Source organism: Variovorax sp. RCC_210, assembly GCF_041355175.1.
Lineage (GTDB): Bacteria > Pseudomonadota > Gammaproteobacteria > Burkholderiales > Burkholderiaceae_C > Variovorax.
The window spans coordinates 117,513-130,285 of the sequence record NZ_JBFUPJ010000005.1; the positions used below are offsets into that span (position 1 = coordinate 117,513).

Sequence of the window (12,773 nt, forward strand, 5' to 3'; positions counted from 1 at the left end):
GTGGCGTTCATCGCGATGGCGTTCATCGCGCGGCGGGCAGCGCCATGACGACAGTGCCGTCCCAGCGCACCACCGGGGGCTTCGACGCGTCCTTGCCGGGGACGGTCGGCGACGTCGGTGCGGCGGTGGGCGCGCGGGTCAGGTGCACCTCGCGCGGCACCGCGTGCGCGTTGCCGCGAGCCTGTGCCAACCACTGGGCGACCGAGGGCGCGGGCGCGGCGCGCAGCGACACCGTGGCGGCACCGTCACCGCCGGACGTCATGAGCTGGGCGTTGCCGGCGCCGAGGCCGTCGCGCACCGAGGCTTCCAGGGCGCGCAGCGCGTCGTCGCGGTTCAGCCGCGGCTGCGACTGCAGCGCCTTCGCGCGGTTCTGCAAGGTGGCCATCTGCTGCAGCTGCGCGTCGAGCTGCGCGTGCTCGGCCGGCGCCGCGCTCAGCGTGCGCAGCGCGGGCGCAAGCGCAATCCACCAGAGCAGCGCGAGCGCCACCAGCGTGGCGGCGGCGATGACCAGGCGGCGCTCGCGCGCCTCGAGGGCGGCCCAGCGGGCCTTGAGTTGCTCGCTGAAGTTCATCGGGCGGCCTCTGCCTGTGCCTGCACCAGGAGCAGGTCGCCTTCGGTGCGCACGCTGTAGCCGCGCGGCGCCATGGCACCGGTGATCTGCGACACCTCGGAAGGCTGCAGCCCCAGGCCGCGCAAGCGCAGCTGGCCGGCGCTGTAGTCGACGGCGCTGGGCACCTTGCCCGGCGGAAGGTTGGTGGCGAGCGCGCCGACCATGGGTTCGAAATCGCTGCCGGCCACGTCGCCCACGGCCTGCTGCAGCGCCGCGACCTCGCGCTGCATCTGCAGCGGCGCGTCGATGACGATCTTCACCGCCGGAAAGGTCTGGGTCAGCACGGCCTTGGCTGCCTGGCGCTTGGCCTCGAGCGCATTGCGCTCCTTCCAGGCCCACGCGTTCAGGCCGACGAGCTGGGTCAGCAACAGCACCACCACGCCCCAGCGCGCGGCGCGCCACTCGGAGGCGTAGCGCAGCGTCTGCAACACGGACGCGAACTTCTTGCCGGCGCGCGCGCGGCCCGTGGCGGCCAGGTCGAACTGCGCCAGCTCCCACGGCGTGCGCGCGGCGTTGAGCCAACGCTGCGGCGCCTGCACGATGGGCACGCGGCGCTCCAGCAGGTGCTCGGCAGCCTCGGCCACGGCTGGCTCGGTGGTGATGACGGCGGTGTCCAGCGGCAGGCCGCCCGACAGCGCCAAGCCCGCGCCGGCCAGCGGCAGCGAGACCACGCCGTCGGCGTCGCACACCGTGAGCACCGGCAGTTCGGGCTCGCCCGTGACCAACAGCAGCGGGGGCGCGTCGGCCGGTTGCGGCGCGAACTCGGGAACGATGCGCACCACCCGGCGGCCCGCGGCCTCCAGCCCCTGCACCACGCTGCGCAGCCAGATGCGGTTGCAGGCCGCGACCCACACCGGCACGCCGGCCTTGGCGTCGGGCTCGAGGGCGAAGTGCAGGCTCTCGGGCTCGTCGAGCAGGTGCTCTTCGAGCAGGCCGTCGAGCACCGCGCGCAGCTTCGAGGCGCTGCCCATGCTGCCCTTGGGCAGCGTGACGCGGTGCCACGAAAGCGCCGCCGAGGGAATGCCGAGCATGACTTCGGTGCTCGATGGCAGGAGCGCCAGCAGCGCGCGGCCTTGGTTGCGCAACGCAATGCCGTCGTCGCCTGCCTGGGCCCAGTCGTACTCGCCCGCGGCATCGGCCGGGGGGAGGGGGGCAAGGAGCAGCAGGGGGGTCATGTCGATCTGGGAAAAGCCGGTGATTGTAGGTGGGCGTCTTACAGGCGGGCGCTCTTCTTTCGATAGCGTACAGCGCAGATGTGACGGGCGTTGGAAGGCTTTTTGTTTACAAACAGTGCACCGAAATCAGGGTTTGACCGTAGAGTTCGTTGCGCCGGCGCCGCGGGTGCGCCAGATCGTCGTCACCGTGACACCGTTGCGCTGTAGGAGCGAATGTTCTTCCACGTACGTGCGGTCCAGCCGCAGGCGGCCGTACACCTCGAAGTAGTTGGTTCCCACGCCGTGCTGCGCCGCGTTGAAGGGCGCGCTGCCGCTGGGCAGCGCGGCGTTGGCGGCGGCGATGTCCTTGAAGAAGGTGCTGGTGCGCCGCGCCACCAGCTGGCGCGCGCTGGCGATGTTGAGCGACTCCATGCTGGCGCTGATGGCCTCGGCGCTCGCGGTGTTCAGGTTGAGCGTGGTGCGCACGGGCAGGATCGTCACGTAGGGCTCCAGCGCCGCGGCGGTCGAGGGCGACAGGCCCAGCCACACCAGCTGCGAGACTTCCTGCGGCATCAGCGGCGCGGCGCCAGAGTCGCCGTCGCCACCGCCGTCGGTGCCGCTGCCCGTGGCGAGCGCGCTGGCCAGGCCGGCGGTCATGCGGGTGAGTTCGGCCACCGGCAGGCCCAGCGTGTTGAACAAGCGGGTGAAGGTCGCCACGCTGGCGGGTATCGGCTTGCCCGCGTCGACCAGCGACAGCACGTTGAGCTTGGACTGCGCATCGATGATGCGGCCCGACAGGAACGCGTCTGGCAGGCCCTCGACGCTGTCGCTGGCCACGTTCTTCTCGGCCGACAGGAAGGTGGTGAGGCGGGCCTCCTCGAGCGGCACGGCCCAGGGCTCGGTCAGGTTGTCGGAGCCGCCGGCGCGGCCGTCTTCCCCGAGGATGAGGCGCGACCAGTCGAGCGCGCCCACCAGCACCCAGGCGGCCTGCACGCGCGCGCGCTCGGCGCTTTCGATCTCGGCGGCGCGCCACTGCTGCCAGAGCGCGGCAGCCGAGAAGGTGGCGACCAGCATCACCGTCAGCATGGCGGCCAGCAGGGCGGCGCCGGACTGGCGCTTGCTTGTCTTCGTCATGAGGTTCGGGGCGCGCCGACGGTCGGGCGGACCCAGTCGCGCGTGAGGGTGCCCGACAGCCCGTCGCCGGGCGGCAGCGTGATCACGAGGCGCACGCCGTCGGGCATGGCCACGACCGGGCCGGAGGGGTTGTTGGGCGTGGCGGCGACAGTGGGCAACTGGCTCGCCGGCACCCAGGTGTTCTCTCTGAAAAAGTAGAGCTGCCAGCTGCTGGCGGGCACCAGCGTGACGTCGCTGTAGCCGCCGGCCGGGCCTGCGCCGCCGTCCTGCGACCATGCGGCGGCCATGTTCCAGGCCTGCTGCCATTCGCCGCGCGTCGTGAAGGGCAGCGACTGCCAGCGCCGCCAGTACACGCCGTCGGGGCCTTGCTTCAACGTCCAGGCCACCACCAGCACCGAGGGCGCGCTGGCGTCGCTGCCGCGCCGCGTGAGCCGCAGCACGCGACCGTCCCAGTCGATCGGGCGGGTCTGCGCCAGCGTGGTCACGGCGTCGAGGTCGGCGCCCCATTGCGCGAGCGTGGTCTGCAGCGTCAGCACGGCGTCGGCGCGCTGCTGGTTCTGCGTGGTGGCGCGCGACATGGCCTCCAGCCCGCGCCAGCTCACGAGCGACAGCAGCGCCATCACCGAGATGGCGACCAGCAGCTCGATGAGCGTGAAGCCGCGCGAAGTGGCTGGCGTGGCGCGCGGCATCAGTAGCGTCCCACCACGGTCGAGATGCGCAGGATGGGCGCGTCGGTCTCGTCGCGCACCTGCACGTCGACACGGCGGAAGTTCGGGTTCAGCGTGGGAAAGGTCGAAGTGGTCACGTTGAACGACGCGCCCGCCTGCGGGCAGATCGAACCCGAGTCGCCCACCGCCGGCATCTGCCGCGAGAGCCGGGCCTTGGCCAGTTCGTTTTCAGCGCACAGCTCGGCCAGCACCAGGTCGGACTGGCGCTGTGCATTGCGGGTGAGCGACATGGTGGCCTGAGAGCCGGCCGCCAGCGCCAGCGCGACGATGCCCAGCGCGATCAGCACCTCGATGAGCGTGAAGCCGCGGCCGCGGGCCGCGCGCGACGACGCAGCGACAGTAAGAGCAAAACCAGAAGTGCGCCGCGTGGTCATTGCACGGCGGACACGGTGAAGGGGCGCAGCCCGTCGGTGGCCACGCGCAGCACGCGCGCGGGCGGGCCGGCGGAATACAGCAGCACCTGTTGCGGCGCAATGATCGGGTCGGGGCCGAGCTGCAGCCCCGGAACTTGCGCGCCGCTGGCGAGCAGCGCCTGCGCGGTGATGCCTTCTGCGGCCCAGCCGGTGGGCAGCGCGTCGGCCGGCAGGCCGTCGAACACGAAGCCGCCTTCCACCAGGCGCCATCGCACCACGACGCCGCTGGCGCGCGACTGCGCACGGGCCGATTCGAGCAGCGCCGCCAGGCGGTCGCCTTCGCGGTCGAGCTTGGCGGCGTTGGTGTCGCGCATGGCGAAGCTCACCGCGGCGGTGGCGATCGCGATGATGGCGATCACCACGATCAGCTCCAGCAGCGTGAAGCCGCGTGCGCTAAGAAGAAGATGCCGGGGGTGTGGGTTCTGGCGCGGCGCGCCCGGGCCGCTACTGCCAGCTGCCGATGTCGGCATTCTTGCCCTCGCCGCCGCTCTGGCCGTCGGCGCCGAAGGAGAGCACGTCGATCTCGCCCTTGATGCCCGGGTTCATGTACTGGTAGGGATGGCCCCACGGGTCGTTGGGCAGCTTCTCGACGTAGGGCTTCCAGTTGGGGGCGGCGGGGCCGGCGCTCGGGCGCGTGAGCAGCGCCTGCAGGCCCTGCTCGGCGGTGGGGTAGCGCTGGTTGTCCAGGCGGTACAGCTTGAGCGCCTGCATGAGGTTGTTGATGTCGGTGCGCGCGGCCGTCACGCGGGCATCGTCGGCGCGTTCGATCACGTTCGGCACGATCAGCGCCGCCAGCACGCCGATGATGACGAGCACCACCATCAGTTCGATCAGCGTGAAGCCGCGTTGGGCGGTGCGGGTGGCGGCACGAAGGAATTTGTTCATAGGTTCGACGGACATGATTCGGAAAGCGCGCTGCATGATAATCCGCGCCCATGACAAGTCCTTACTCCGCCGCCCGCTGGCATGCCCCACTTGCAACGACGGGGCTTTGGGCGCTGGCCGCCGGTGCCGCGGTGTTCTGGGCGTTGCGCCTGGCGTCTCCGGCGGACATGGTCGCAGCCGCCGCGACCATGCCTGCGCCGTCGGTGTCGGCCGATTCGGATGCGGTGGCGCGGTTGCTGGGCGTGCTGCCTGCGTCCAGCACGGCGCCGCTGACGCCCGAGGCCGCCAGCCGTTTCGCGCTGTCGGGCGTGGTGGCGGACCCGTCGAAGCAGGGCGCCGCGCTGATCGCCATCGACGGCAAGGCGCCGCGCCCCTTCCGCGTCGGCTCCAGGGTCGGCGACAACTACGTGCTGCAGTCGGTGGGGCTGCGCTCCGCGACGCTGGGCGCGCAGGTCGATGGGCCCGCAGCCTTCACGCTGCAGCTGCCGGTGCGTGCGCCGATCAGCGTGACGAGCGTGCCGCCGGCCTTGCCGACCGTGGCGTCGCCGCCGCCCGTGTCGATGAGCGCGCCGCAGCCTGCGGGCTTGCCTCCGGCGATGATGCCGGCGGTGGTGGCACCGCCGCCGCAGGGGACTTCGGGTCCCGCGCAGTAGGCGAAAAGAACCACCACAGAAGCCGGCCTTGCGCCGGCTTCTGTCTTTTCAGGCCTGCAGGAACAGCCGGTACGCGGGGTTGGCGGTTTCCTCGACGTAGGGGTAGCCCAGCGTTTCGAGGAAGGCGTCGAAGGCCGCCGACTCGCCGGTCGGCACCTGCAAGCCGACCAGGATGCGGCCGTAGTCGGCGCCCTGGTTGCGGTAGTGGAACAGGCTGATGTTCCAGTTGGGCTTCATCAGGCTGAGGAACTTGAGCAGCGCGCCCGGACGCTCGGGGAACACGAAGCGCAGCAGGCGCTCGTCGTGCGCGAGGCCGGTGCGCCCGCCGACCAGATGGCGCAGGTGCTCCTTGGCGAGCTCGTCGTGCGTGAGGTCGAGCGCGTCGAAGCCGTGCGCGTTGAAGGTCTGCGCAATGGTGGCCGACTCGCCGCGCTGCGAGGTCGTCAGGCCGACGAACACGTGCGCCTTGGCGGCGTTGCTGATGCGGTAGTTGAATTCGGTCACGTTGCGCAGCGCGCCGCCAATGACGCCGGTCGCACCGCTGGTTGCGGCGGCTTCGGCATCGCGCGTGGGCATCTCGCTGACCAGCTCGCAGAAGCGGCGAAAGCTGCCGCGCTCTTCGGGAATGGTGACGGCGAACAGCGCCTCGCGTTCCTCGCCGACCTCGGCGCGCTCCGCCACGAAGCGCAGCCGGTCGAAGTTCATGTTCGCGCCGCACAGGATGGCCGCGTAGGTCTCGCCCTGGCGGCCGTGCTGCGCCACGTACTGCTTGATGGCCGCGACCGCCAGCGCGCCCGCCGGCTCGACGATGCTGCGCGTGTCCACGAACACGTCCTTGATGGCGGCGCACACGGCATCGGTGTCGACGGCGATGTAGTCGTCCACCAGCTCGCTGGCGATGCGGAAGGTTTCCTCGCCCACCAGCTTCACCGCGGTGCCGTCCGAGAACAGGCCGACGTCGTTGAGGTTCACGCGCTGGTGCGCCGCGACCGATTGCATCATCGCGTCGGAGTCGTTCATCTGCACGCCGATGACCTTGATCTCGGGACGCACGGCCTTGATGTAGTTGGCCACGCCGGAGATGAGCCCGCCGCCGCCGATCGCGACGAACACGGCATCGAGCGGGCCCTGGTGCTGGCGCAGGATTTCCATCGCGATCGTGCCCTGGCCCGCAATGACGTCGGGGTCGTCGAAGGGATGCACGAAGGTCAGGTTCTGCTGTGCCTGCAATTCGAGCGCATGCACATAAGCGTCTGAATAGCTGTCGCCGTGCAGCACGATTTCGCCGCCAAAACCGCGCACGGCATCGATCTTCAATCGCGGCGTGGTCACCGGCATCACGATGACCGCGCGCGTGCCGAGTTTGCGCGCACCCAATGCAACGCCTTGCGCGTGATTGCCGGCCGAAGCGCAAATCACGCCGCACGCCAATTGCTCCGCGCTGAGATGCGCCATCTTGTTATAGGCACCACGCAGCTTGAAGCTGAACACCGGTTGCTGGTCTTCGCGCTTCAGCAAAACGGTGTTGCCGAGCCTGGTGCTGAGTGCGCGCGCCTTCTCCAGCGCGGACTCGACAGCGACGTCGTACACCCGGGCGTTGAGAATTTTTCTGAGATAGTCGGCGGGCGTCAGCGCCGGAGTAACAGGTGCATTGCGCACGATTTTTTCCAAGGGAGTTTTCAGTTGCTAACCATCGATGATAAGAGGCATCGGGATTGCATGCGGGTATGACATGGACACAAATGTCATAAACCTATTTAAAAGTACCCCGGCTGCAAATGATTCGGGATTTTTGGAACGTGTCTATCCCGCAGTTCTTCAACCTGCCAATCAAATTACGATTGAGCAAAAACTGTTATCAATTTCTGTCAGTGATCTTTCCAAAGGCCTGATGCAAGCGGAGGCCGCGCGCGTTCAGAGAAAAGAAATTGGGCGGCCGACGTGGCAAGTGATGGGCAACAGACTGCGTGCGCACATCGTTCCGTTGCTCGGCGATGTGCAGGCGCAGTTGTTCGCAACGACCGATGCGCAGCGCCTCATCGATCACCTCGGCGACCAGGGATTCACCAGCACGACGATCGCGCAGTACCTGGTGCTGTTGCGCAAGGTGGTGATGCATGGCGTGCACACCGGTGTGTTGCTCGTTGCGCCGACATTTCCAAAAGTGAAGGTGCGCAGCCAACCGCGCGGCAGCTTCAGCGTGGCGGAGTACCGAACGATCATCGGAACCGCGCGCAGCTTGCGTGGGCACGCGCATCCGGTGCTCGATCGACTGAGCGCGGGCGAGCGCTTCTGGATTGCACGGGAACTGCTCGTGATGCCCGACGAGTTGCCGTGGCTGATTCGCTGGATGGTCAACACCTTTGTGCGGCCGAGCGACATCAAGCTCATGAAGCACAAGCACATCGAGGTGGTGCGCAGCAAGCACGTCTACCTGCGCATGAACCTGCCGGAGACCAAGCGCCACAGCCAGCCCATCGTGAGCCTTCGTCCTGCCGTGCGCGTGTATGAATGTTTGCTCGACTACCGCCGCGAGCACGGGCATGGCGCGCCGGACGACTACATCTTCATGCCGCACCTGAAGAACCGAGAGCACGCACTGGCCGTGCTCAACTTCTTCTTTCATTGGGTGCTCGAGAAGACGGGGCTCGCCAAGGGGCCGTTGGGCCAGGCGAGGACGCTCTATTGCCTGCGGCACACCGCGATCACGCTGCGGCTGCTGTACGGGCAGGGCATCGACATGCTGACCTTGGCGCGCAACGCACGCACGAGCGTCAACATGGTCGAACGTTTCTACGCATCGGTGTTGAGCGGAGAAATGAATGTGGGGTTGCTGCAGAGCCGGCGCGGCCGGTTGAGCTGAACGCAACGGACAAAAAGCCGCCCGGCTTGCACCGGGCGACTTGGGTCTTTGCAGATTCGAACTGGCGCGAGCCAGCATCGGGGTCAAGCGAAGATCAGAACGCGTGACGGATACCGAAGTCGTAGCCCGTCGAGGTCTTCGGAGTGAAGCCGCCGGTGATCGTGAAGGCCGGGCCGCCCACGGTCAGTGCAGCGCCATTCTTGTTGCTCACACGAGCCACCGTGGTGTACAGGGCGGTGCGCTTCGACAGGTTGTGCACGTAGCCGAGCGCCAGCTTGTTGGCCTTCGGGTCGCGCTGGGTGGAGCCGACCGGCAGGTTGTAGTCGTACTTGACGCTCGAGAACGAAGCACGGATGAGGCCCGCGCCGACTGGCACCGTCACGCCGAGCAGGTAGCCTTTCAGATCGACATCGGGGCGGCCGCCGAGGATGGGCGTGACTTCGTAGTCGCGCGAGTTCTTGGCACGGGACAGCTCGCCGAACAGCTTTGCCGGACCGAAGTCGTAGGAAGCGCCCAGGTTGAAGGTCTTCACGGCGTCGGTGGTGCCGGGGTAGTACTGGTCGCCGACCGTGCTGTTGCCGTAGGCGAGAGCGACGTCCAGCGGGCCGTTGGCGTAGCCGAAGCGACCACCGACGTAGCGGCCTGTGCGGCTCTTGGCTGCGGAGGCCTGTTCGATGGCACCCGTCTTCGCGTTGAGCACGAAGCCGCTTCCCGTTGCAGGGGTGAAATCGCCATTCTTGTACTTGTCGTTCTCGTGGAACGCGTACATCACCTGGCCATAGAAGCCGCCCAGGTTCGGTGGCAGGAAGTAGCCGATCGAATTGCTGGCACGCACGTAGTTTTGATTGCCCGCGAAGCCGCCCGAGCTGTTGGTCGCGACGTTGAAGCCGTTGGCCGAACTGATCAAGTTGGTGCCGACGCCGTTCGTGCCGAACGGATCGAACACGGTGTCGTTCCAGAAGGTGGGCGTGTAGTCGCGGCCGAGGCGGATTTCACCGAAACCGCCGGACAGGCTCACAGTGGAGCGGCGAGCGAAGGTCGAAATGCCGGTGGCGCCGTCGTCGTTGGTGATCGGGGCTTCGAGCCAGAAGCTCGCCGCCAGGCCGCCGCCGAGGTCTTCGGTGCCGCGGAAACCCAGGCGGCTAGAGTTGTAGGCGGAGCTGGCCAGGGCCGTGCGGCTGACCTTGACGCTGCCTTGGTTCGTATAGGTAGGAACGCGGAAGTCGTTGCGCAGTACGGTGGGCTTCAGGTCTTGCGACTTGGACGAGTAGCCGCTGATCGATGCGTCGACCACACCGAACAGGGTGACGGACGACTGAGCCGAGGCAACACCGGCAACAGCCAGGGCAGCCAGAGCAGCTGCCCTTTTCGGCACGCGCACTAGAGTGGCCGAGGGCCTTTGCTCGCGTTCAGGCAAGAAAAAAGCCCCGAGCTTTGCAGCTCGGGGCTAAATCCACCAATTGGAAGGGTGGAGGAGACAACTGGGTGCGCACAACAGGGCGCGCAATGAAATAAAGTATATCGACTGTTTGTTGCGATGCAACAAGCGAGTGACGCTTTTCCCACACATAAACGGATCTCGGCGTGCATTTTTGCCCGATATCCCTCACTGGAACCCCGAAAAACCATGGAATGCACAGTAAGTTGGACCGGTGACGCCGGCACGCGATCGGCCATGGGCTTCGTTGCCGAGACCGGCAGTGGCCATGTCTTGATGATGGACGGCGCCCCTGACGCCGCGAAGCCCGAGAACGGCGGCCAGAACCTGGCAGCGCGGCCGATGGAGACGGTGCTGGCAGGCACCGGTGGCTGCACGGCGTATGACGTCGTGCTCATTTTGAAGCGCGGGCGCCATCGCGTGGAGCGCTGCAGCGTCAAGCTGACCAGCGAGCGCGCCGAGAAGGACCCCAAGGTGTTCACCAAGATCCACATGCACTTCACCGTGGCTGGCAAAGGCATTCCGGCCTCCGCCGTGGAGCGCGCGGTTGCGCTGAGCCACGAAACCTATTGCTCCGCCAGCATCATGCTGGCGAAGACGGCCGAGATCACCACAAGTTTCGAACTGATCGAAACCTGAGGGGCCGGCCGACGCCGGCTAGATGCGGTGCGCCAGCGTTGTCATGACGCGGGATGCCACGCGCATCAAGGCCTTGGCGGGGGCGGGAAGCTCAGCCGCGCCGGCGTCCACGGCTTGCGCCGCGTGGCGGGCCTCGTCGGCTTTCATTTGTTCTACAACGGCTCTGGAAGCGGTGTCCGCGGGCGGAAGGCGGTCCAGATGGCTGTCCAAATGGGCTTCTACCTGCCGTTCTGTTTCGGCCACAAAGCCCAAGCTCAATGGGTCGCCCAGTCGCCCGGCAACGAGGCCGAGGCCGAAAGCACCGGCATACCAGAGCGGATTCAGCAATGAAGGACGCGCTTCCAGGTCTTCCAGGCGCTGGCGAGTCCAGGCCAGATGATCGGTTTCCTCGTGGGAAGCCTCGATGAACTGGGCGCGCAGGGCGGGATCGCGCGCTACCGCCGCCTGCGCCGTGTAAAGCGCTTGCGCGCAGACCTCTCCGACGTGGTTCACACGCATCAGCGCGCCCGCCTCGCGGCGTTCTGACTCCGTCATTTCGCCAGGCATCTGGCTCGGGGTGGGCATGGCCCGGGTGGCATGCGGCCGGGCGAAAAGGGTGCGCAACGCGGCGTCCGCCGCAGTCAAAACAGGGTCGAGCAGAAGCGTCATGGGTCTATTTGAACCCACGCCGGAAATGACCTGCTTGTGCTGCGTCATATTTCACATGGTGGTGCAAAGAGGGGTCCAAGTCTGTTGTTGCAGGCGTGCAACGAAACGCGCGGACCAGTCCACTTTTCGGGCGAATTGTTTTGCCCTGCCGCAGCGGCTCTGGTGCAATAGCATCAACTTCCCAAAAGGAGGTTGGCCCGGGGTCCGGTGGGAGCACTAAGTGCCAGTCACAGTGAGCCCTTCGCACCGGAGCCCTATGTTTAACCTTGGAGAAACTTGCAATGAAAAAATCTCTAGTTGCTCTGGCTGCCCTGGCTGTTGCCGGTGTTGCCTCGGCTCAGTCGTCCGTCACCCTGTTTGGTGTGGTCGACGCTTCGGTAACGGGCTACTCGAACACCGCACGTGACAACCGTGCGACCGTTTTCCCGAACCAATTCGGCATCCCCGTTTACCTGAACCAAGGTTCGGTCAAGACCAGCCGTCGTGAACTGGCTAACTCGGCTTACAACTCCAGCCGTCTGGGCTTCCGTGGTACGGAAGACCTGGGTGGCGGTCTGGCAGCCAGCTTCTGGCTCGAAGCCCCGATCTCCAACGACGACGGCAGCCAAGGTGTCGCAACCTTCGCACGTCGCTCGACCGTGAGCCTGTCGGGTGGTTTCGGTGAAATCCGCCTGGGTCGTGACTACACCCCGACGTTCTGGAACGACACCGTGTTCGATCCGTTCGGCACCAACGGCGTTGGCACCAACCTGATCTCGACGGCTAACACGCCTTTCGGCGCTTTCGGTTCGCCGGCAGCTACCGTTGGTTCGTTCGCTAACGTCGGTTCGAGCAACTACGTTCGCGCCAGCAACACCGTCGGCTACTTCCTGCCGCCGAACCTGGGCGGCTTCTACGGCCAGCTGCAGTACGGCTTCGCTGAGAAGACCAAGTACGACTCGGGCATCTTCACGCCTGACGTTGCTAACAGCCAACGCCAAGGCCGTTACGTCGGTGGCCGTTTCGGCTACGCGAACGGTCCTCTGGACGTTGCACTGGCTTACGGCAGCAGCACGGTTGGCGACAACTACTACGCTGGCACGACCACCAAGGTCAACACCCTGAACCTGGGCGCTTCGTATGACTTCGGTCCCGTGAAGCTGTTCGGTGAACTGTCGAAGGCCAAGAACAAGATCGACTACGAAGTGACGCCGTTCGCTGGTGGCCGTCCTGACATCGACCTGACCGGTTACCTGCTCGGCGCTACCGTGCCGGTCGGTGCTGGCCTGATCCGCGCTTCGTGGTCGCACGTCAAGTACGACTTCAACACGGTCAACACCAACCCGTTCGCTCTGAACACGCCGGATCCCAAGGCTAACAAGCTGGCTCTGGGCTACGTGCACAACCTGTCGAAGCGCACGGCTCTGTACGCAACGATCGCTCGTATCAGCAACAAGAACGGTGCTGCTCTGACCGTTGGCGGCCCTGGCTTCTACAACAACGCAGCTGGCGCCTTCACCCCGAAGACCTCCACCGGCTACGACTTCGGTATCCGTCACGCTTTCTAATTTGACGCTGGCGTAAGCCAGCTTCGAATTCAAAAGCTCAAGAAGCCACTCGACGAAAGTC

Annotated in this window: 14 protein-coding genes; 4 read left to right on the forward strand and 10 right to left on the reverse strand. The window is 66.5% G+C overall.

Annotation, left to right across the window (positions count from 1 at the left end):
• Positions 1-22: 22 nt before the first annotated feature.
• The 7 genes from gspM to gspG all read right to left on the reverse strand — a co-directional run bounded on the left by gspM (position 23) and on the right by gspG (position 4,924).
• Entirely contained in the window at positions 23-571 is a 549-nt protein-coding gene (gene gspM / locus AB6807_RS17105) for a type II secretion system protein GspM (RefSeq protein WP_371085500.1), read from the reverse strand.
• Positions 568-1,785 (reverse strand): type II secretion system protein GspL, encoded by a 1,218-nt coding sequence (gspL, locus tag AB6807_RS17110; RefSeq protein ID WP_371085501.1) that lies wholly within the window; start codon positions 1,783-1,785, stop codon positions 568-570. Before gspL ends, gspM begins: the two co-directional genes overlap by 4 nt.
• 126 nt (positions 1,786-1,911) lie before the next feature.
• Positions 1,912-2,898, reverse strand: coding sequence for a type II secretion system minor pseudopilin GspK (gene gspK / locus AB6807_RS17115; protein WP_286513456.1), 987 nt, complete (start codon positions 2,896-2,898; stop codon positions 1,912-1,914).
• A complete protein-coding gene (locus AB6807_RS17120) occupies positions 2,895-3,587 on the reverse strand; it encodes a type II secretion system protein J (RefSeq protein ID WP_371085502.1) in 693 nt (230 codons plus the stop codon). Before AB6807_RS17120 ends, gspK begins: the two co-directional genes overlap by 4 nt.
• A complete protein-coding gene (gspI, locus tag AB6807_RS17125) occupies positions 3,587-4,000 on the reverse strand; it encodes a type II secretion system minor pseudopilin GspI (RefSeq protein ID WP_371085503.1) in 414 nt (137 codons plus the stop codon). Before gspI ends, AB6807_RS17120 begins: the two co-directional genes overlap by 1 nt.
• The gene (locus AB6807_RS17130; RefSeq protein ID WP_371085504.1) at positions 3,997-4,509 is read right to left on the reverse strand and encodes a prepilin-type N-terminal cleavage/methylation domain-containing protein; all 513 of its coding nucleotides are present in this window, start codon (positions 4,507-4,509) and stop codon (positions 3,997-3,999) included. The genes gspI and AB6807_RS17130 overlap by 4 nt, the downstream gene beginning before the upstream one ends.
• On the reverse strand, positions 4,484-4,924 hold the full coding sequence (gspG, locus tag AB6807_RS17135) for a type II secretion system major pseudopilin GspG (RefSeq protein WP_116912274.1): 441 nt from the start codon (positions 4,922-4,924) through the stop codon (positions 4,484-4,486). The genes AB6807_RS17130 and gspG overlap by 26 nt, the downstream gene beginning before the upstream one ends.
• 50 nt (positions 4,925-4,974) lie before the next feature.
• Here gspG and AB6807_RS17140 point away from each other — a divergent pair, with 50 nt between their 5' ends.
• Entirely contained in the window at positions 4,975-5,577 is a 603-nt protein-coding gene (locus AB6807_RS17140; RefSeq protein WP_371085505.1) for a hypothetical protein, read from the forward strand.
• A gap of 48 nt (positions 5,578-5,625) precedes the next feature.
• Here the strand turns inward: AB6807_RS17140 and ilvA are convergent, their stop codons facing one another.
• Positions 5,626-7,260, reverse strand: a complete 1,635-nt coding sequence (gene ilvA / locus AB6807_RS17145) for a threonine ammonia-lyase, biosynthetic (protein WP_371085645.1) — start codon at positions 7,258-7,260, stop codon at positions 5,626-5,628.
• Between the two features lie 49 nt (positions 7,261-7,309).
• Between ilvA and AB6807_RS17150 the strand changes: the two genes are divergently transcribed.
• A complete protein-coding gene (locus AB6807_RS17150) occupies positions 7,310-8,440 on the forward strand; it encodes a hypothetical protein (protein ID WP_371085506.1) in 1,131 nt (376 codons plus the stop codon).
• A gap of 94 nt (positions 8,441-8,534) precedes the next feature.
• Here the strand turns inward: AB6807_RS17150 and AB6807_RS17155 are convergent, their stop codons facing one another.
• Entirely contained in the window at positions 8,535-9,815 is a 1,281-nt protein-coding gene (locus AB6807_RS17155; RefSeq protein ID WP_371085646.1) for a porin, read from the reverse strand.
• 252 nt (positions 9,816-10,067) lie between these two features.
• Here AB6807_RS17155 and AB6807_RS17160 point away from each other — a divergent pair, with 252 nt between their 5' ends.
• On the forward strand, positions 10,068-10,517 hold the full coding sequence (locus AB6807_RS17160; RefSeq protein WP_093125587.1) for an OsmC family protein: 450 nt from the start codon (positions 10,068-10,070) through the stop codon (positions 10,515-10,517).
• Between the two features lie 18 nt (positions 10,518-10,535).
• Here AB6807_RS17160 and coq7 read toward each other — a convergent pair whose 3' ends face one another.
• Positions 10,536-11,165, reverse strand: coding sequence for a 2-polyprenyl-3-methyl-6-methoxy-1,4-benzoquinone monooxygenase (gene coq7 / locus AB6807_RS17165; protein ID WP_371085507.1), 630 nt, complete (start codon positions 11,163-11,165; stop codon positions 10,536-10,538).
• Positions 11,166-11,446: 281 nt separating this feature from the next.
• On the opposite strand from coq7, the gene AB6807_RS17170 reads away from it, so the two are divergent.
• A complete protein-coding gene (locus AB6807_RS17170; protein WP_286513436.1) occupies positions 11,447-12,712 on the forward strand; it encodes a porin in 1,266 nt (421 codons plus the stop codon).
• Positions 12,713-12,773 lie beyond the last annotated feature (61 nt).